Origin of the sequence: Sinisalibacter lacisalsi (assembly GCF_014640115.1) — a bacterium.
Taxonomy (GTDB): Bacteria; Pseudomonadota; Alphaproteobacteria; order Rhodobacterales; family Rhodobacteraceae; genus Sinisalibacter; species Sinisalibacter lacisalsi.
Map to the genome: position 1 here is coordinate 1014771 of NZ_BMGI01000001.1, position 17059 is coordinate 1031829.

The 17059-nt window shown below is 66.9% G+C and carries 21 protein-coding genes; 14 read left to right on the plus strand and 7 right to left on the minus strand.

The genetic code is table 11. The features are described from left to right. Both IEW01_RS05055 and IEW01_RS05060 read left to right on the plus strand, forming a co-directional pair. On the plus strand, positions 1 to 891 hold the full coding sequence (locus tag IEW01_RS05055) for an NAD(P)-dependent oxidoreductase (protein ID WP_188526485.1): 891 nt from the start codon (positions 1 to 3) through the stop codon (positions 889 to 891). A 41-nt stretch (positions 892 to 932) separates the two neighbouring features. Next, on the plus strand, positions 933 to 1757 hold the full coding sequence (locus IEW01_RS05060; RefSeq protein ID WP_229738075.1) for a sulfite exporter TauE/SafE family protein: 825 nt from the start codon (positions 933 to 935) through the stop codon (positions 1755 to 1757). Between the two features lie 153 nt (positions 1758 to 1910). Here IEW01_RS05060 and IEW01_RS05065 read toward each other — a convergent pair whose 3' ends face one another. From IEW01_RS05065 to IEW01_RS05075, 3 genes are read right to left on the minus strand one after another with little or no spacing between them, the layout of a single operon-like run. Continuing rightward, on the minus strand, positions 1911 to 3182 hold the full coding sequence (locus tag IEW01_RS05065; RefSeq protein ID WP_188526487.1) for a DUF2254 domain-containing protein: 1272 nt from the start codon (positions 3180 to 3182) through the stop codon (positions 1911 to 1913). A gap of 36 nt (positions 3183 to 3218) precedes the next feature. Continuing rightward, entirely contained in the window at positions 3219 to 4631 is a 1413-nt protein-coding gene (locus tag IEW01_RS05070; protein ID WP_188526488.1) for a dihydrolipoyl dehydrogenase, read from the minus strand. A gap of 4 nt (positions 4632 to 4635) precedes the next feature. Continuing rightward, positions 4636 to 5013, minus strand: coding sequence for a cupin domain-containing protein (locus IEW01_RS05075; protein WP_188526489.1), 378 nt, complete (start codon positions 5011 to 5013; stop codon positions 4636 to 4638). Between the two features lie 134 nt (positions 5014 to 5147). On the opposite strand from IEW01_RS05075, the gene IEW01_RS05080 reads away from it, so the two are divergent. From IEW01_RS05080 to IEW01_RS05090, 3 genes are all read left to right on the plus strand, one after another. After that, positions 5148 to 5435 (plus strand): sll1863 family stress response protein, encoded by a 288-nt coding sequence (locus tag IEW01_RS05080; RefSeq protein ID WP_188526490.1) that lies wholly within the window; start codon positions 5148 to 5150, stop codon positions 5433 to 5435. An 11-nt stretch (positions 5436 to 5446) separates the two neighbouring features. Then, the gene (locus IEW01_RS05085; RefSeq protein WP_188526491.1) at positions 5447 to 5914 is read left to right on the plus strand and encodes a sll1863 family stress response protein; all 468 of its coding nucleotides are present in this window, start codon (positions 5447 to 5449) and stop codon (positions 5912 to 5914) included. A gap of 77 nt (positions 5915 to 5991) precedes the next feature. Continuing rightward, positions 5992 to 6735 (plus strand): ZIP family metal transporter, encoded by a 744-nt coding sequence (locus tag IEW01_RS05090; RefSeq protein WP_188526492.1) that lies wholly within the window; start codon positions 5992 to 5994, stop codon positions 6733 to 6735. Between the two features lie 64 nt (positions 6736 to 6799). On the opposite strand, the gene IEW01_RS05095 is transcribed toward IEW01_RS05090, so the two are convergent. Continuing rightward, entirely contained in the window at positions 6800 to 7615 is an 816-nt protein-coding gene (locus IEW01_RS05095; RefSeq protein WP_188526493.1) for a formate/nitrite transporter family protein, read from the minus strand. A gap of 213 nt (positions 7616 to 7828) precedes the next feature. Between IEW01_RS05095 and atpD the strand changes: the two genes are divergently transcribed. Genes atpD through IEW01_RS05140 form a run of 9 tightly spaced genes read left to right on the plus strand, consistent with a single transcriptional unit; the run spans position 7829 to position 14446 of the window. Next, complete coding sequence (atpD, locus tag IEW01_RS05100; RefSeq protein WP_188526494.1) at positions 7829 to 9229, plus strand: F0F1 ATP synthase subunit beta; 1401 nt, start codon at positions 7829 to 7831, stop codon at positions 9227 to 9229. Continuing rightward, positions 9219 to 9611, plus strand: a complete 393-nt coding sequence (locus IEW01_RS05105; RefSeq protein ID WP_188526495.1) for a F0F1 ATP synthase subunit epsilon — start codon at positions 9219 to 9221, stop codon at positions 9609 to 9611. Before atpD ends, IEW01_RS05105 begins: the two co-directional genes overlap by 11 nt. After that, the gene (locus IEW01_RS05110; RefSeq protein WP_188526496.1) at positions 9608 to 9901 is read left to right on the plus strand and encodes an AtpZ/AtpI family protein; all 294 of its coding nucleotides are present in this window, start codon (positions 9608 to 9610) and stop codon (positions 9899 to 9901) included. Before IEW01_RS05105 ends, IEW01_RS05110 begins: the two co-directional genes overlap by 4 nt. Positions 9902 to 9931: 30 nt before the next feature. Continuing rightward, entirely contained in the window at positions 9932 to 10237 is a 306-nt protein-coding gene (locus tag IEW01_RS05115) for an N-ATPase subunit AtpR (protein WP_188526497.1), read from the plus strand. Further along, positions 10228 to 10944, plus strand: coding sequence for a F0F1 ATP synthase subunit A (locus IEW01_RS05120; protein WP_188526498.1), 717 nt, complete (start codon positions 10228 to 10230; stop codon positions 10942 to 10944). The genes IEW01_RS05115 and IEW01_RS05120 overlap by 10 nt, the downstream gene beginning before the upstream one ends. 2 nt (positions 10945 to 10946) lie before the next feature. Beyond that, positions 10947 to 11237, plus strand: a complete 291-nt coding sequence (locus IEW01_RS05125; RefSeq protein WP_188526499.1) for a F0F1 ATP synthase subunit C — start codon at positions 10947 to 10949, stop codon at positions 11235 to 11237. Between the two features lie 4 nt (positions 11238 to 11241). Beyond that, positions 11242 to 12036 carry a F0F1 ATP synthase subunit delta gene (locus IEW01_RS05130; RefSeq protein WP_188526500.1) on the plus strand — a complete coding sequence of 265 codons (795 nt, stop codon included), beginning with the start codon at positions 11242 to 11244 and terminating at the stop codon, positions 12034 to 12036. 9 nt (positions 12037 to 12045) lie between these two features. After that, complete coding sequence (locus IEW01_RS05135) at positions 12046 to 13581, plus strand: alternate F1F0 ATPase, F1 subunit alpha (protein WP_188526501.1); 1536 nt, start codon at positions 12046 to 12048, stop codon at positions 13579 to 13581. Further along, the gene (locus tag IEW01_RS05140) at positions 13568 to 14446 is read left to right on the plus strand and encodes a F0F1 ATP synthase subunit gamma (RefSeq protein WP_188526502.1); all 879 of its coding nucleotides are present in this window, start codon (positions 13568 to 13570) and stop codon (positions 14444 to 14446) included. Before IEW01_RS05135 ends, IEW01_RS05140 begins: the two co-directional genes overlap by 14 nt. A gap of 79 nt (positions 14447 to 14525) precedes the next feature. On the opposite strand, the gene ligD (IEW01_RS05145) is transcribed toward IEW01_RS05140, so the two are convergent. Genes ligD (IEW01_RS05145) through IEW01_RS05155 form a run of 3 tightly spaced genes read right to left on the minus strand, consistent with a single transcriptional unit; the run spans position 14526 to position 17016 of the window. Beyond that, positions 14526 to 15422, minus strand: a complete 897-nt coding sequence (ligD, locus tag IEW01_RS05145; protein WP_188526503.1) for a non-homologous end-joining DNA ligase — start codon at positions 15420 to 15422, stop codon at positions 14526 to 14528. Continuing rightward, on the minus strand, positions 15419 to 16414 hold the full coding sequence (ligD, locus tag IEW01_RS05150) for a non-homologous end-joining DNA ligase (RefSeq protein WP_229738076.1): 996 nt from the start codon (positions 16412 to 16414) through the stop codon (positions 15419 to 15421). The genes ligD (IEW01_RS05145) and ligD (IEW01_RS05150) overlap by 4 nt, the downstream gene beginning before the upstream one ends. After that, positions 16411 to 17016 carry a DNA polymerase ligase N-terminal domain-containing protein gene (locus IEW01_RS05155; protein ID WP_188526504.1) on the minus strand — a complete coding sequence of 202 codons (606 nt, stop codon included), beginning with the start codon at positions 17014 to 17016 and terminating at the stop codon, positions 16411 to 16413. Before IEW01_RS05155 ends, ligD (IEW01_RS05150) begins: the two co-directional genes overlap by 4 nt. Between the last annotated feature and the right edge of the window lie 43 nt (positions 17017 to 17059).

Genomic DNA, 17059 nt, shown 5'->3' on the forward strand with positions numbered 1-17059 from the left:
ATGGCACAGGGCACACGCATCGGGATCATCGGAACCGGACGCATGGGGACCGCGTTCGCGCGGCGCCTGATCGACCAGAACCATCAGGTCACGGTCTGGAACCGGTCGGCGAAAAACACGGCGCAGGCGGCCGGAGCCGGCGCGGAGGTGGCGCAAGACATTGCCGCTCTGTGCAGCCGGTCGGACGTTGTGATCTCGTCGCTCACAGATTTTTCTGCGCTCTGGGATGTCTTCTCCGGTGACGGCGGGCTCGCCGCGCAGGATCTTTCCGGCAAACTCGTGATCGAGATGAGCACCATCCTGCCCGACGAGCAGACCCGGCTTGCCAAGCTGGTCGAAGGGCAGGGCGGGGCCTACCTGGAATGCCCCGTCGGCGGCACCGTCGGACCGGCGCTCAAGGGCCAGCTTCTTGGGTTCGCGGGCGGCGACGCCGCGGCCTGGGAACAGGGTGCCCCGGTGCTGGCCGAGTTGTGCAAGCGGGTGGAGCAGGTCGGGCCGGTCGGCGCCGGCGCCGCGATGAAACTGGCGGTGAACCTCCCGCTCGCGATGTATTGGAACACGCTGGGCGAGGCGCTGCAGATGCTCGAGGGCTACGATCTGCCGGCCGAGACGATTGTGAGCCTCATGGCCGACAGTTCGGCAGGGCCGAACGTGCTGAAGAACCGTCTGCAAGTGGTCGTCGACACGCTGGACGGCACCGACCAGCCCGGCACCTTCGATATCGACGGGCTGCGCAAGGATCTTGCGCTCGCGGTCAAATGGGCATCACGCAATGGCAAGGAACTGCCCTTGGCGCTTCGGGCGCTGGAAACCTACAACGCGGCGCGGGAGGCCGGGCTTGGCGGGTTCGACGGCGCCAGCCTTGCGCGGTTCGTTCGCGACGGTTCCTGACCCGGCAGCGGGGCACATGCCGTCTTTGGAAAGGGGCCGATGTGCCTGAAACGCTTGACATGCAAACCCTCGTCGTCATGGCCGCCGCGCTGGTTCTGGCGGGCGCCCTGATCGGTGTTCTCGCCGGCCTTTTCGGCGTTGGCGGCGGGGCCATCAGCGTGCCGGTTTTCTACGAGGTGTTCCGCCTGACCAGCGTGCCCGAAGGCGTGGCCATGCCGCTGGCGGTCGGCACGTCGCTGGCGATCATAATCCCCACCTCCATCGTGTCGGCAAGGGCGCATGCACGTCGGGGCACGGTGGATTTCGCCTTGCTCAGGTCGTGGATCTTCCCGGTTCTGGTGGGGGTTGTCGCCGGGAGCGTGATCGCCCGCTTCGCGCCTTCAGAGCTATTCCAGATCGTCTTCGTCGCCGTTGCCAGCATCAACGCGGTCAAGATGCTGGTGGGCGGGAACTGGCGGCTGCGCGACAGCCTGCCGGGCCGTGCCGCCACTGCCCTGTCCGGGGCCGTGATCGGCCTTCTGTCGGCGTTGATGGGCATCGGCGGCGGCGCGATCTCCAACCTGTTTCTGACGCTGCACGGCCGCTCGATGCGCGAGGCGGTGTCGACATCGGCGGGCGTGGGTGTGCTTATCGCCATCCCCGGCGCGATCGGCTACATGGCGGCGGGGTGGGGCAAGCCCGGCCTGCCGTTCGATGCCATCGGCTACGTGTCGGTGCTTACGCTGCTGGTCACGCTGCCGACGACCCTGCTCACCACCCGTTTTGGCGCGGGGCTGGCGCATGCCATCCCGAAGGAACTGCTGACGCGGCTGTTCGGCCTGTTCCTGCTTCTCGTCAGCATAAGGTTCGTCTTCGCGCTGATCTGATCGGCGCGCGGGCGCGGCTTCACCCGGCCTTCGGCAAACCCGCAATACTGAAAGTCCTCCCGCCGGGGGCGTCGTGTTCGAAGCCGCGCGTCGGGCATGGCCATCGATGTGAACCGCTCGGTGAACGTCCGGCGTTTCGCTACCCGGTATCGGTCAAATCTCGGGCGGTGCCTTGTCGCCCGGTCGGGAATACCTGCTCATTTCAGACCGGATCGCCGCGAGTTCCGAAGGCATGAGCCCCGCGGCCTCGGCTCTCTCCAGCGCCTCGCGCGCCATGCCTTCGCAGGCTTGCGCGAAAGCCTCCGGCGCGGTTTGGACCAGCAATCCCAAGGCCTTGTGCAGCCGGATCTGAACCTCGACAAACGACACGCCATCCCGGGCAATCGGCCGAAAAGCATCCTCGATCGCCTCCTGCAACGTGATCGGAGGCACGAAGACGCTTTCGAACTTCACCTCGCAATCGTTCGGCTCATGCCACTTCGAGAGGATCCGCACGTGCCGCCCCAGGATGTCGATCGCTGTGCCGGGATCGTTAACCGCCGGCGAAAGCGCCCGGGAGGCGATCTCGGTCAGCACGATCAGGCCGAAGCGGGGATCTGCCTCGAAGGTGCGTCGCGTGCCGATCATGAAGGCGCGGCCCAGGGCCTCGGCCTGCGCGTCACTGATCGACGCTGCCGCGACCGACATCAGGGGCACACCGGGCGCGACGAGCGCGCCGGGCAATTGATGCACGAACAGGCGGGCATCGAGATCCTCGGCATGGTCTTGCAGCGCCTTCATGTCGATATTCTCGATGTATCCGGTCTCCGTGGACAGAACGGGCGCGCACCTATCGGTCGGAACGTCCAGCAATGGTCTGCCGCCGAGGTAGAGGTTTTCCAGACGCCGCCGCAGGGCCTCGGTCGCCGCACGCTCGACTCTGTCGAGCGTGTCGCCCATGCGCCCGAACTGCATCAGGTGACCGATCCAGCTGATCAGCGCCACGACGACGAGCCCGATCACCACGACCGTGAAAAAGAACACCACCACCTTGCCCGATGCGCCGTAGAATTGGGCATGAAGCGCGATCAAACCCACGAGGCCGAACATGAAGGCGCCGAGAAAGGTGGCCAGAACGTTCTGCGTTGTCCGGTCTTCCTGCAACAGGACGGTGGCGCGCGGCGTCGCCGAAGCCGCGGCGAAGGCGAAGGCAGAGACGGCGATGGAGAGCGAAAAGGTCGTCACCGCCAGCATCGACGAAGTGAGAACGCCGAGCAGCGTATCGACGGCTTGCGATCCGGTCTTGAGGGCGAGGTCTTCGGGCAGGTATGGCTGGAGGAGCCGCGCCAGCCCGGCCGCCAGCAGGGCAAGCACCGCGAAGCTCACCACCCGGACCCAGATCTTCTTGAGGGCCTCGCGCAGATACCAGGCGTAGCTAGAGATCATTTCGCGTCGTGTCTCCCCGGTCGGACCGCGTCACGCTCAATCGAGCGCCTCGTGGCCGATCGCCTTGCAATCGGACAGGTCCGACCCCCCGGTGCTGGCGACGTTGCTCGACAGATCGCGCAGGGCGCTGCGCAGGCCTTCCTCCAGAACCGGATGATAGAACGGCAGGGCCAGCATGTCGGCAACCGTCATCTTCCGTTCCACCGCGAGCGCCAGGAGGTGCGCCAGGTGTTCGGCGGCCGGCACGCACATCTCGGCGGCCAGAAGGCGGCCGCTTTCGCGCTCGGCATGGATGCGGAGCAGCCCGGCGGCGGTTTGCGCCATGCGCGCCCGGGCCTGTTTCGAGAAATCGAAGCTGCCCGAGGCGATGTCGGACGCGTTCAACTCCGACAGGGGCGGCCCCACCCGCGCCACCTGCGGCGACGAGAACACGATGGTCAGTGGCGTGCGCCGGCACAGCCCATCGCTCTCGCGGTCCGGCGCGGCCATGCGCCCGGCGATGTGGCCCTCGTCGGCGGCCTCGTGCAGGAGCGCGCGGTCGCCGTTGGCGTCACCGACCAGGAATACCGGCAGATCGCCGATCCGCAGCGACGCCGGATCGACCTCGGGCATCCCCTTGTCGTCGAGCGCGATGCCGAGGGTGTCGACTCCGAGGTCGTCGACATTCGGCCGCCGTCCCACCGCCACCAGCACGGCGTCGGCGTCGAAGCTGTCGCCCGCGCCGGTCACCCGGATGGCGTCGCCCGCTTCCTCCAGCTCGGCCGGTGCGCCCAGATGAAGTGCGATCTCGTCCTCGATCAGCGGCCGGAACGCCGCCAGAACCTCGCTGTCGTCGATCCCGGCTAGCCCGTCGACCGTGTCGAACCCGGCCACCTCGAGCCCGAGCCGCGCGAGGGCCTGCGCGATCTCGACCCCGATCGCGCCCATGCCGATCACGGCGATGCGGCGGGGCAGGTCTTGCTGTTCGAACAGGCTGTCGGTGGTCAGGATACGATCGCCGAAATCGCGCCACGGTCCGGGCACCACGGGGCTGCTGCCGGGGGCGAGGATGATGGCGCGTGCCTCGATCTCGTCGCCGTTCACCTCCAGTCGTCCGGGGCCCAACAGGCGCGCCCGGCCCGAAATGGCCCGCTTGCCCAGCTTGCCCCGCACCGATTCCGGCCCCTTGACGAAGCCGTCGCGCATCTTGCGCACCCGCGCCAGGACGGCGGGAATATCGGCCCGCAGGCCGTCGGCGCCACGGATGCCGAACTCTTCGAAGCTGTTGCGCCGGTGAAAGGCGTTCGCCGCCTCGATCAGCGCCTTGGAGGGCATGCAGCCCACGGCGGCGCAGGTGGTGCCCCAGTGGCCCGCGTTGACCAGCAGGAAATCGTCGGTGTAGCGGCGCACTTCGCGCAGCGCCGACAAGCCCGCGCTGCCGGCCCCGACGATGACGGTGTCTACCTTCATGCGCTTATCCTTCCGCGTCGGCCTCCGCCTTGGTGGCGTGCTCGGTGCCCGGCTCGTGCTCGGGCGGGCTGTAGGTGGTGAAAAGCTTCAGCATCCCCGACCCGGTGTTGCGGAAATTGTGGAAAGTGCCCGACGGCACGATGCTTACGTCACCGTCCGCCACATCGCATTCCGTCTCGCCGATCTTCGCCACGCCGGTGCCGGCGACGAAGTAGAGCAACTGGTCGTGCCCTTCGTGCACCTCGCCCCCGATTTCGCCGCCCTCGGGGATCGCCATGAGAACGAGCTGGGTTTCTTCGCCGGTCCAGACGACCTTGCGGAACTCGTCGTTTTCGCGGGCGAGATCGACGACCGGCAGCGTGAGTTTCGTGGATGTCGACATGCTTGCCTCCTTGCCGCTGGTTCATGCTATGAGGGGCACTGTGCATGCGTTCCGGGCCCCGAGCAATTGAAAACCGAGAAGTCGTGCATATCTAAAAATGTAGGCTCAACGAATTGATGAGAGGAGCTAAGGATATGTCAGACAGAGAACACTACGTCGAGAAAGCCAAGGCGAAGATCGATCAGTGGAACGCCGATATCGACAAGATGAAGGCGAAGGTCGACGAGGCCGAGGCCGACACAAAGATCGAGTATCAAAAGCAGCTCGAGGAAATGCGCGCGAAGCGCGACGAGGCCGAGGCCAAGCTCAAGGAAGTCGCCGAAGCCGGCGATGATGCCTGGAGCGAAATGAAGGCCGGTTTCGACAAGGCCTGGGACAACATTTCCGGGGCCTTCGAAAAGGCCGTGTCGCGTTTCAAGTGAGGAGAGCGAAGATGAGTTTCACGATGACCCTTCGCGGCATCGCGGCGGCAGGTTTGCTTGCCGTCGCGTCGGCTCCCGCGCTCGCGCAGGACGATAATGCCGCGATGACCACGACAGACGACGTGCGCGCCGAGGTTTCGGAGGCCATGGAGGCCATCGCCGACTACTCCGAGCAGGAGCGCGACGAGGCGCTGACCAAGGCGCGCGAGGCGTTGACCCGCCTCGACGCCGAGATCGAGCGTCGCGAGCAGGCGTTGCGCGAGAACTGGTCGGAAATGTCCGACTCGGCGCAGGAAACCGCCCGCGCCCGGCTGCAAGACCTTCGCGAGGCGCGCAACACGTTGAGCGAGCGCTACGGTGCGCTTCAATCCGGCACAAGCAGCGCCTGGGAAGAGCTCAAGAGCGGCTTTTCCGACGCTTGGTCGGCGTTCTCGGACGCCTGGAGCGCCGCGGACGAAGAAGACGACACGGCCGAGTAACGGCCCCTGGCGCTGGCCTGCAGGCAACCGCAGGCCAGCGTTGCATTGCAGGCAATCGCCGCCTCGCGGAGTGACACATGGAGACATCTGTCTGGATCGTCGTCGCGGCGGCGCTCGTCACCGCGATCATGACCGGGGCAGGCGCGCTGCCCTTCCTTTTCTTCGAAAACCTTGGAAAACGCACGATCGGTCTGGCCAATGCGGCCGCGGCCGGGTTGATGCTGGCCGCCAGTCATAGCCTGATCGCCGAGGGGGCTTCGCTCAACATCACTCTGACGATTGTGGGCGTTCTCACCGGACTCGGCGCAATCGTGCTGGCCGACCGGCTTCTTGCCGGGGCGGGCGAGGTGGAGGTGGCAGACCTGCAAGGGGCGAACGCTGGAAAGGCGCTTCTGATTCTCGGCATCATGACGGCTCACTCCTTCGCCGAGGGCGTGGGGGTCGGCGTTTCCTTCGCCGGGTCCGAGGGGCTGGGCGCCTTCATCACCACCGCCATCGCGTTTCACAACGTGCCGGAAGGGCTGGCCATCGCGCTGGTTCTGGTGCCGCTTGGCACGCCTGTTTGGAAAGCCGGGCTGTGGGCAATCTTCACCAGCCTGCCGCAGCCGATCATGGCGGTGCCCTCTTATCTGTTCGTCGAGACATTCCGCCCGTTCCTTCCGGTCGGGCTTGGCCTCGCCGCGGGCGCGATGATCTGGATGGTTTTTTCGGAACTGTTTCCCGACGCCCTGAAAAGGGTCGAGAGCGGATCGGCGGCGACCGCCGTCACGCTGGCCTTCGCCGCGATGATGGCGTTCCAGATGCTGGTTCTTGCCCATTGAGGACCATGGGCCGAAGCCATGACTCACCGAAGATGGCAGCGGGATCGCCCCTTCGCGGCGTCGTTCAGATCTCCTCGCGCACCTGCGCGTAGGCCAGGGCGGCGAAAATTCCTGTCCCGCCCAGTACGTTGCCGAAGAAGGCCGGCAGGACGCCGCCAAGCACCGCCGCGCCTGCGCCAAGCTCGCCCCGTGCAACGAGGATGAACAGCTCGGTCGAGCCGGCCACCACGTGCGACATGCCGCCAAGGCCGATCACGTAGGTGATGATCACGATCATCAGCACCTCGCCGGCGCTTTCCATGCGCGGCAGGATCCAGACCAGCGCGGCGATCAGGAACCCGGCCGGAATACCCCAGCCGAAATGCTCCAGCGCCGTCGCCTCGGCGTAGTGCCGCGAAACGGCAAGGATGCCCTCGAACCGCGCCTCCGGCAGGATATTGCCATACACCAGCACCAGCGCGGCCGCCGCACAGCCGACGAGGTTGGCGGCGAAGACGATGCTCCAGAGCCGCGCAATCTGAAAGAGCTTTGCCCGGCTCGGTCCGAGGAACAGCTGCAGGACCGGGGTGATCGTGTTCTCGGTGAACAATTGCATCCGCCCGAGGATCACGATGAGAAAGCCCACGGTGTAACCCAGGTTCGAGATCGCCGCCGCCCAGTCCGCCTCGGGCAGGATCGAGCTCAGGAACCCCTTGCACAGCACCGAAGTGCTTATCGCGAGGCCGGCGGCGACACCGGACCACCACAGCGCGCTTAACGGGCGCAACAACTCGTGCTCTCCCTCTCGGCGAATCGCCTCGAAGATGACCGAGGAGGCGACCTTTTCAAACTTATCCGCCTGCTGTTTTTCTTCGCGATCGAGATCGGGTTCTTTCGACATGGATGATGTTCCCTGATACCGGCGATCTGCACGCGCCGGGCGGCATGGTGCGCGTTTGCATCCTGTGTTTCGCCGATCACGATATGCCGGGGCGTCGGTTCGGTCTACATCGGTTTGATCCCGGTTGCGCGTGACGGGTTGTTTGAAATCAAGGCTTGCCGTGCCAGACTTGCAGTAGGCTGGTTGGCAACACGGCAGGGAAAGCGGGGAAAGATGGAGCGCGAGACGCGCATTGGCCACATTGTCCGCCTCGGGGGCGGGATCGCCGATATCCGGTTCGACGGGCCGTTGCCGGCGATCTCGAACCGGTTGGTCACGCTGAGTGATCCGGAAATCGTCATCGAGGTGGCCGGCCTGCCGGGCGAAGACATCGCGCGCGGACTGGTGATGAACCCTTCCCCCGAACTGCGTATCGGTCTGGCCGTGCGCGACACCGGCGGCCCGATCGACGTGCCGGTGGGCGAGGCGGTGCTCGGCCGGATGTTCAACCTCTTCGGCGAGACGATCGACGACGGCCCGCCGCTGGGCGACATGCCCCGCCGGCCGATCCTGCGCGCACCCGTGCCACTTTCGGAACGCCGCGTCGAGGGCGCGATCTTCGAGACCGGGATCAAGGCGATCGACCTGCTCAGCCCGCTGGAGCGCGGCGGCAAGGCGGGGCTGTTCGGCGGCGCGGGCGTGGGCAAGACGGTGCTGATCACCGAGATGATCCACAACATGGTTGCCGAGTACGATGGCGTCAGCCTGTTCTGCGGCATCGGCGAACGCTCGCGCGAGGCCGAGGAGCTTTATCGCGAGATGGGCGAGGCGGGCGTGCTCGACAACACGGTGATGATATTCGGCCAGATGAACGAAAGCCCAGGCGTGCGCTTCCGCGTCGGCCACGCGGCGCTGACCATGGCCGAGTATTTCCGCGATGACCTGCGCCGCAACGTGCTGGTGCTGATCGACAACATCTTCCGCTTCGTGCAGGCGGGTTCGGAAGTTTCGGGCCTTCTGGGCCGCATCCCCAGCCGGGTGGGCTACCAGCCGACGCTTGGCACCGAACTGGCCGATCTTGAAGAGCGCATCTGCTCGACCGACCGGGGCACGATGACCTCGATCCAGGCTGTCTACGTGCCGGCCGACGACTTCACCGACCCGGCCGCCACGCACACCTTCGCCCACCTCTCGGCCTCGATCGTGCTGTCGCGCAAGAAGGCGTCGGAGGGGCTTTATCCGGCGATCGACCCTCTGCGGTCCTATTCGCGGATGCTCACCCCCGCCACGGTCAGCCAACGCCATTTTCGCATCGCGCGGGCGGTGCGCACCACGCTGGCCGAATACGAGGATCTGAAGGACATCATCGCGATGCTCGGCTTCGAGGAACTTTCGGAGCGCGACCGGGCCACCGTCCGGCAGGCTCGCCAGCTGGAACGCTTCCTGACCCAGCCGTTCTTCTCCACCGAGGCGATGACCGGCAATCCGGGCCGCTTCGTCACGCTCGACGAAACGCTCGACAGCTGCGAGCGGATCCTCGCGGGGGAGTTCACGGACCGCGACGAGGGCGATTTCTACATGATCGGGGCGATCACCGACCTTGCCGGGCGGGCGGAGGCCACCGATGCGGCTTGAGGTAATCACCCCCATGGCCGTTTGCGTCGATCGCCCGGTGCGGCGCATCGTGGCCGAGGGCCCCGAGGGGCATTTCGGGATGCTGCCGGGGCACGTCGATTTCGTCAGCCAACTGGCGCCGGGGATCCTGCTTTACGAAACCGAGGAGGGCGGCGAACGCTTCGTGGCGGTCAATTCCGGCACGCTGGTGAAATGTGGCGACGAGGTGCGCGTGGCGGTGCGCGGCGCGGTGGATGGCGACGACCTGCCCAGGCTGCGCGCAAAGGTCGAGGCCGAGTTCCGCCAGCACGACGAGGAGGAGCGCGAGGCCCGCGCGGCGCTGGCCCGCCTCGAAGCCAGCATGGTCCGCCGCTTCCGCGATCTGGGGATGCAATCGTCATGACCGATGACCGCGACGGCGAAACCGAGACTGAAACCATCGCGCGCAAGGCGCAGCGGATGGAAGAGGCCCGCAAGCGCCGCCGCGAAAGCGCGTGGTATGGCTTCGGCATGTTCGGGCTGGTGGGCTGGTCGGTCGCCGTGCCGATCGTCGCGGGCATCGCCCTGGGAATATGGATCGACAAGCGTTGGCCGAGCGATATGTCGTGGACGCTGATGCTGCTGATCGCCGGCGCAATGCTCGGCGCGCTCAACGCGTGGTACTGGATCCAGCGGGAGGGGCGCGATGACTGACCATGATTGCCACATCAAGGGGGGAGCGCGATGAACCTGCCGGTTTCCACCCTCGTCGTCGTCGCCGCTCTGGCTGGCGGCCTTGTCGGCGCGGTCTACCTCGGCCTGCTCTGGGTGGCCGTGCGGCACCTGCCGCAAGACCGGGGTGGCGTTCTGGTCTTCATCGGGCTTACGCTGGCGCGGATGGCGCTGTTGCTCGGCACATTGGCGGCGGCCGCCGCGCTCGGGGTGCCAGCGACGGGCCTTGTCGCCGGGCTCGCTGGCTTCATCGTCGTGCGGCTGGCCGCGACCCGCTGGCTGGGACGCGCAACGCGAGGGGGGGGCACATGGACATAAGCCCCGACGCATGGGTTCTCTATGAATGGCGGGGTCTTCAGCTCAACGCCACCATCGTGTTCACATGGGCGGTGATGGCGGTTCTCGTCCTCGGATCCCGGGCCGTCACGGCGCGCCTGAGCGAAGGCGAAACCGTCTCGCGCTGGCAGGTGATGCTGGAGGTGATCGTCTCGGCCATCCGCGACCAGATCGCCGAGGTCGGGGCCGACAGGCCGGGCCGCTACCTGCCGTTCATCGGCACGCTTTTCCTTTTCATCGCCACGGCGAACGTGCTGGCGGTGGTGCCGGGCTACCAGCCGCCCACCGGCTCGCTCTCGACCACCGCGGCGCTGGCGATCTGCGTTCTGGTGGCGGTGCCGCTGTTCTCGATCGGCGAGCGCGGGATCGGCGGCTACCTGCGCACCTATGTGCAGCCAACGCCGCTGATGCTGCCCTTCAATCTCGTGGGCGAAGCCTCGCGCACCATCGCGCTGGCGGTGCGGCTCTACGGCAACGTGATGAGCGGCACGGTGATCGTGGGCATCCTGATCAGCGTCGCACCGTTCTTCTTTCCGGTCGTGATGCAGGTTCTGGGCCTGCTGACCGGGCTGATCCAGGCCTATATCTTCGCGATCCTCGCGATGGTTTACATCGGGTCGGCAAGCCGCAGCCGCCGCAGGACCGAGCGCCCGACCGATTCACCGGAAACCACAGCAACAGGAGACTGAGCATGGATGCAGCAACATGGGTCGCTGTGATCTCGATCTTTACCGCGGGGTTCACCATCGCCATCGGCTCGATCGGCCCGGCGCTGGCCGAGGGGCGCGCCGCATCGCAGGCGCTTCAGGCCATCGCGCAGCAGCCAGACGCCTCGAACACGATCACGCGGACGCTGTTCGTCAGCCTCGCGATGATCGAGTCGACCGCGATCTACTGCTTCGTGGTGGCGATGATCCTGATCTTCGCCAACCCGTTCACCAATCTCGTCACTGAGGCCGCCGCGCAGGCCGTCGGAGGCTGATCCCATGCAGATCGACTGGCTGACCGTCGCGGCCCAGATCGTCAACTTCCTCGTTCTCGTCTGGTTGTTGCAGCGATTCCTCTACCGCCCGATCACCGACGCCATGGCGCGGCGCGAGGAGCGTATCGAAAGCCGGCTGTCGGAGGCGAAGGCCGCGCGCGAAGAGGTCGAGGCCGAGGCAAGCCGTCTGCGCGAACAGCAGCGGGCGCTGGAGGACAGCCGCGAAGAGGTGCTGGGCGAAGCGCGGCAGGAGGCCGCCGCCCTGCGCGACCGGCTTGAAGACGATATCCGCGAGGAAATGGAGGCGCGTCGTGCGACGTGGCAGGACCATCTGCAGGACGAGCGCGAGGCCTTCGCCGCGCAGCTGCAGGAGCGCGCTGGCCGCCAGGTGATCGAGATCGTCGGGCGCGTGCTCGAAGATTATGTCGGCAGCGATCTTGCCAGCCAACTCGCCGGCACTTTCGCCGACCGTCTCGCCGGCCTCGAGGCCGAGGACCGCGACAAGCTCAAACAGGCCGCGGCCCATGCGGAGGGCCCCGCTCGGGTGCAAAGCAGCGTTGCGCTCAAGACGGCTTCGCGCAGCCAGATCACCCGCGCGATCCACGAAACCGTCGCGCCCGAGATCGAGGTCGAATATGCCGAAGACGCCGATCTTCTGGTCGGGGTGCGCCTCACCATCGGCGAGCAGACGGTCGATTGGTCCGCCACGCGCTTCCTGAACCGGCTGGAGACAACGCTCGACGAGGTGATCGAGGGCAGTGGCCGGCACCGCCCCCGCCCCGCGCCGGCCACGGATTGAGGGCCGGCGATGACCTTCACCGATCTCCACGACGATCTCTTCGCACCGCTGGAAGACGCGCTGGCGCGGGTGCATCCAGCGATCGAGATGGCCGAGATCGCCCACGTCCTCTCGGTCGGCAACGGCGTCGCCGAGGTTGCGGGGTTCACCGATCTGCGGGCCGACGAGCTTCTGACCTTCTCCGGCGGGGTGATGGGGATCGCCTCGAACCTCGACGAGCGCCGGACCGGTGTCATCGTTCTGGGCGAGACCGAGCGTCTGCGCCCAGGCGATCCGGTGCGCCGGACGGGCCGCGTCGTCGACGTGCCGGTGGGCGCGGCGCTGATCGGGCGCGTGGTCGATGCCCTCGGCCGCCCCCTCGACAACGGCGGGCCGATCGACACGCACGACTTCCTGCCGGTGGAACAAGCGGCGCCGCCGATCATGCACCGCGCGCCGGTTCAGGTGCCCCTGCAGACCGGGATCAAGGCCGTCGATGCCGCCATCCCCATCGGGCGCGGCCAACGCGAGCTGATCCTCGGCGACCGGCAGACCGGCAAGACCGCCATCGCCGTCGACGCGATCCTCAATCAGCGCGACAGCGGCGTGCTTTCGATCTATTGCGCCATCGGTCAGCGCGCGTCGGCGGTGGCGCGCGTCATCCAGAGCCTGCGCGAAGGTGGCGCGATGGAGCGCACCATCGTTGTTGTGGCCAGTGGCGAGGATGCGCCGGGGCTGCAGTTCGTGGCGCCCTACGCCGCCACCTCGATGGCGGAGCACTTCATGGCCGAGGGGCGCGACGTGCTGATCGTCTACGATGATCTCACGCGCCACGCCCGCGCCTATCGCGAACTGTCGCTGCTGCTGCGCCGCCCGCCGGGGCGCGAAGCCTATCCCGGCGACATCTTCTATATCCATTCCCGCCTGCTGGAACGCGCCACCCAGTTGCGCGAGGAACATGGCGGCGGTTCGCTCACCGCGCTGCCGGTTGTCGAGACCCAGGCGCAGAACATCTCGGCCTATATCCCCACCAACCTCATCTCGATCACCGACGGGCAGGTCTACCTCTCGCCATCGCTGTTCGAGAAGGGCCATCTCCCGGCGATCGACATCGGCACTTCGGTCAGCCGCGTGGGGGGCAAGGTGCAGCTGCCCGCGTTCCGCGCCGTCGCGGGCAACCTGCGGCTGATGTATGCGCAGTTCGAGGAGTTGGAGACCTTCGCCCGCTTCGGCACGCAGCTCGATCCCGAAACCCGCCGCAAGCTGACCCGTGGTTTGCGGGTGCGCGAGGTGCTCAAGCAAAACGAGCACGATCACATGGACGTGCCCGAGCAGATCGCGGCGCTTCTGGCGGCCACGGAAGGCCTGTTCGATGACCTCGAGCCCGACGCGGTGGCCGAGGCCGAACAGGCCATCCGGGAGGCCGTGCGCGCCGGGGCCCCAGATATCTGCGACCGCATCACCGCGGGTGAAAAGCTGGACGAGGACGACCGCGCGGCATTGATCGAGACGATGCGCAATGCGCTGCCGGCATCGCAGACGGGGGGCGACGATGCAGACACTTGAAAGCCTGTCCGATGCGCTCGAGACCACCGGCGACATCCAGTCCATCGTGCGCACGATGAAGGCTTTGTCTTCGGTCAGCATCCGGCAATACGAACACGCCGAGGCGGCGATGGCGGATTATGCCCGCACCGTCGAGCTTGGCCTGATGGCACTTCTGCGCGAGCCCGGGTCTGCGGGCCTGCTTCTGCCCGGCGGCGACAGCGGGGCAGGGCGCGAGGCGCTGATCGTGATCGGCTCGGATCGCGGGCTGTGCGGCGGCTACAACGACAAGATCACCCGCTTTGCCCGATCGCGGATGAAAGGCGGCCCCGAGGTGCTGGGCGTTGTCGGCGCGCGCGTCGCGGCCCGGTTCGAGACGGATGGGCGGCGGCCGGATGCGGTTCACACCCTGCCCGGTTCGGTCGAGGGATTGGCGAGCCTCGTCCAGGCGATGATCGTCGAGATCGAAGGATGGGCGCGCACCGGCGGGGTCGGCCGCGTCTGGCTGGTGCACAACCGACGCGAGGGCCGCATCAGCGCCAAGCCGCAGGCGCACCGGCTGTTGCCGCTGCCCGACAGCTACCTGCAGAAGCTGGCGCAGGCGGAGTGGCCGGGGCGCTCGCTGCCACTGTTCCGGATGGACCCGGACCGGCTGATGTCATGGCTCGTCCAGCAGCGGCTCTTCGTGGTGATCTACAGGGCGCTGGCCGAGGCGCTGGCGAGCGAACACGCCTCGCGGCTCGCCGCGATGCAGGCCGCCGAACGCAACATCGAGGAGCGGCGCGACGACCTGCTGCAACTCTACCGGCAACGACGCCAGGAGACGATCACCCGCGAACTCCTCGACGTGGTTTCGGGCTACGAAGCCGTCAGGGCGTCGGATTGAGCGGGGGCGCTGACGCGCGATCTCTCGTGACGTGGGCGCCGCTGCGGCGCGGTATGCCTTGCAGGGGCAGGCAGGCCGTTCAAGAATCCTCAACGAGGCGTGACGCGTCGAGCGGGTTGTTGTCGATCCCGGCCCAGGGGTCTTCGATCTGGCCGAGGCGGCGGAAGATCGAGGCGATGGTGTAGCGGTCGGGCGCCATGTCGGCGGCGAGGGCTTCCTCCCAGCGCAGCGGTGTCGCCACCGGCGCGCCGGCGCGGGCGCGCACGGCGTAGGGAGCTACGGCAGTCTGTGCATAGGCGGTGCGGAAGGTGTCGATCAGCACCCGGTCGCCGCGCTTTGCCTTGCGCTGTTCGGTGGTGGCCAGCGCGGAATGGGCCGCGGCAACCTCTTCGGCCAGCCCACGGGCGAAGGGCCTCAGCCGGTCGACATCGACCGAGGCGTCGAGCGCCAGCACGATGTGCAGCCCGCGCGATCCGGTGGCGGCCACGAAACTGGGCAATTCGCGCGCGTCGAGCGCGTCTTTGACCGCGCGCGCCACCTCCTGCACCTTGCCGAAATCGTTGTCCGAAGGGTCGAGGTCGAATACCATCCGGTCGGGCTTGCGCGGCGCTGGGGCGCGGGCGAGCGCAAGGTGCGGCGTGATGCAGCCCTGGTCGGCGAGGTAGACCAGCGCGGCGGCCTCGCCGATCACGGCATGGGTGACCGTGCCGCCTTCCTTGGGCAATGCCACGCGCTCGATCCAGCCGGGAAAATATTCCGGCACGTTCTTCTGAAAGAACCCGTCCGCCCCGATCCCGTCGGGGAAACGCTGCATCGTCACCGGCCGTCCCCGGTAATGGGGCAGCGCGATCGGTGCGATCTGCGCGTAGTAGCGGGCGAGGTCGAGCTTGGTGATCCCGTCATCGGGGAACATGACCTTGTCGGCGCTCGAGATCTCGACCTCGCGTTCGCCGACCGTGAGGGTTTTCGTGGTCATTTCTTGGGCTCCTCGCGTATGACATCCTCCGCGGCCTTGTCGCGCCTGAGCCCGAGAAACCGCGGATGGCGCAATCGCCCGGCCTTCGTCCACTCGGTGAAACCGATCTCTGCCACGAGATCGGGCCGGACCCAGATCGCGTCTTCGTCCACCGCGTCGTCGAAGGGCGCGGTTTCGCGCCGGCGCGCCTCCAGCGTCTTGCGGAAATTCTCTAGGAAAGCGTCGTCGAAGCCGGTTCCGACCTTGCCGGCATAGCGCAACTTGCCGTCCTCGAAATAGCCCAGCAGCAGCGCGCCGAAGCCTTTCCGGCTTCCCTCCGGTTCGGTGAAGCCGCCGATCACCAGTTCCTGCCCCGCCGAGCACTTGAACTTGAGCCAATCGCGCGAGCGACCGTGGGTGTAGGCGGCGTCGGCATCTTTCGCGATCAGGCCCTCCCACCCCTTGGCGCAGGCCTCCTCGAAATAGGCCTCGCCCGCCTCGTTGCGATGCGGCGCGTAGCGCAGAGGGGCGTCGAAGCGGATCGCCTGTTTGAGCAGCGATTTGCGCCGGCGCAGCGGCAGGCCGGTCAGGTCGTGCCCGGCAAGGTGCAGCAGGTCGAACAGGTAGAGATACACGGCGATGCCGCTGGCGCGCGCCTTGTCCGGGTCGGCGATCTGCATACGCCCCTGCAGGCGTGAAAAACTGGTGACCTTGCCATCGAATGCCACCACCTCGCCATCGGCGACAAACTCCCGCGCGGGCTGTGCCGCCAGTGCCTCGACCAGTTCCGGGTAGGTGTCGTTCACCGCGTTGTGGTTGCGGGTCATCAGGCGGATCCGCGCGCCGTCGCGGAACACCAGCACGCGTTCGCCGTCGAGCTTGCGCTCAAAGATCCAGTCCGGGTCGGAAAACCGTTCATCGGTCAGCACGGCCAGCATCGGAGGCAGCCACTCGGGGTGGGCGTCCGGTGGCAGGCCCTCGGTGAGCGCCGCGATATCGCCGCCCTTGCTCACCCGCCTTCGTCTTTCTCGATCTCGTCCAGATCGCGGCCCGAGGCCACCGACTCGGGCTCGGTCGAAACCGGGTTGCGGCGGGCGTCGGCCTCGTCGTCGTCCATCTTGATGAGCAGCCACTGGTCCTTGTCGTCGTCGATCCGCTGGAGCGCGTAGCCGCCGCGGATCTTCGAGCCGGACAGCCGAACCAGCACGTGCCCAGACGCGAGCGCCTCCGGCATCGGGCGCAGACCGTCATCCTTCTCGGTGATGTTCTCGTAGCTGCCACGATCCCAGATCAGCACCGTGCCGCCGCCGTATTCGTCCTTGGGTATCACCCCCTCGAACGACGCATAGTCGAGCGGGTGATCCTCGGTCGCGATCGCCAGCCGCTTCTCGCGTGGGTCGGTGGACGGGCCCTTGGGCACCGCCCAGCTTTTCAACACCCCGTCCACCTCCAGCCTGAAGTCGTAATGCAGGCTGCTGGCGTCGTGCTTCTGAACCACGAAGACGGGGTCGCCCGCCGTCTTCGTGCTGCTGCCGTCCGGCTCGGAACTTCGCGAAAAATCACGCTTTTCGCGGTATTTCTCCAGCCGGTCGCGGTTTTCGGAGTGCTTGGCCATCATCTCCGCCTATCAGGTTCAGGGCGCGAATGCACATCGCGAG

Bases quoted from the DNA above. Each gene is read 5' to 3' on its own strand.
- IEW01_RS05055 (WP_188526485.1), top strand. From the start codon at position 1: ATGGCACAGGGCACACGCATCGGGATCATCGGAACCGGACGCATGGGG.
- IEW01_RS05065 (WP_188526487.1), bottom strand. From the start codon at position 3,182: ATGATCTCTAGCTACGCCTGGTATCTGCGCGAGGCCCTCAAGAAGATC.
- IEW01_RS05070 (WP_188526488.1), bottom strand. From the start codon at position 4,631: ATGAAGGTAGACACCGTCATCGTCGGGGCCGGCAGCGCGGGCTTGTCG.
- IEW01_RS05075 (WP_188526489.1), bottom strand. From the start codon at position 5,013: ATGTCGACATCCACGAAACTCACGCTGCCGGTCGTCGATCTCGCCCGC.
- IEW01_RS05080 (WP_188526490.1), top strand. From the start codon at position 5,148: ATGTCAGACAGAGAACACTACGTCGAGAAAGCCAAGGCGAAGATCGAT.
- IEW01_RS05085 (WP_188526491.1), top strand. From the start codon at position 5,447: ATGAGTTTCACGATGACCCTTCGCGGCATCGCGGCGGCAGGTTTGCTT.
- IEW01_RS05090 (WP_188526492.1), top strand. From the start codon at position 5,992: ATGGAGACATCTGTCTGGATCGTCGTCGCGGCGGCGCTCGTCACCGCG.
- IEW01_RS05095 (WP_188526493.1), bottom strand. From the start codon at position 7,615: ATGTCGAAAGAACCCGATCTCGATCGCGAAGAAAAACAGCAGGCGGAT.
- atpD (WP_188526494.1), top strand. From the start codon at position 7,829: ATGGAGCGCGAGACGCGCATTGGCCACATTGTCCGCCTCGGGGGCGGG.
- IEW01_RS05105 (WP_188526495.1), top strand. From the start codon at position 9,219: ATGCGGCTTGAGGTAATCACCCCCATGGCCGTTTGCGTCGATCGCCCG.
- IEW01_RS05110 (WP_188526496.1), top strand. From the start codon at position 9,608: ATGACCGATGACCGCGACGGCGAAACCGAGACTGAAACCATCGCGCGC.
- IEW01_RS05115 (WP_188526497.1), top strand. From the start codon at position 9,932: ATGAACCTGCCGGTTTCCACCCTCGTCGTCGTCGCCGCTCTGGCTGGC.
- IEW01_RS05120 (WP_188526498.1), top strand. From the start codon at position 10,228: ATGGACATAAGCCCCGACGCATGGGTTCTCTATGAATGGCGGGGTCTT.
- IEW01_RS05125 (WP_188526499.1), top strand. From the start codon at position 10,947: ATGGATGCAGCAACATGGGTCGCTGTGATCTCGATCTTTACCGCGGGG.
- IEW01_RS05130 (WP_188526500.1), top strand. From the start codon at position 11,242: ATGCAGATCGACTGGCTGACCGTCGCGGCCCAGATCGTCAACTTCCTC.
- IEW01_RS05135 (WP_188526501.1), top strand. From the start codon at position 12,046: ATGACCTTCACCGATCTCCACGACGATCTCTTCGCACCGCTGGAAGAC.
- IEW01_RS05140 (WP_188526502.1), top strand. From the start codon at position 13,568: ATGCAGACACTTGAAAGCCTGTCCGATGCGCTCGAGACCACCGGCGAC.
- ligD (WP_188526503.1), bottom strand. From the start codon at position 15,422: ATGACCACGAAAACCCTCACGGTCGGCGAACGCGAGGTCGAGATCTCG.
- IEW01_RS05155 (WP_188526504.1), bottom strand. From the start codon at position 17,016: ATGGCCAAGCACTCCGAAAACCGCGACCGGCTGGAGAAATACCGCGAA.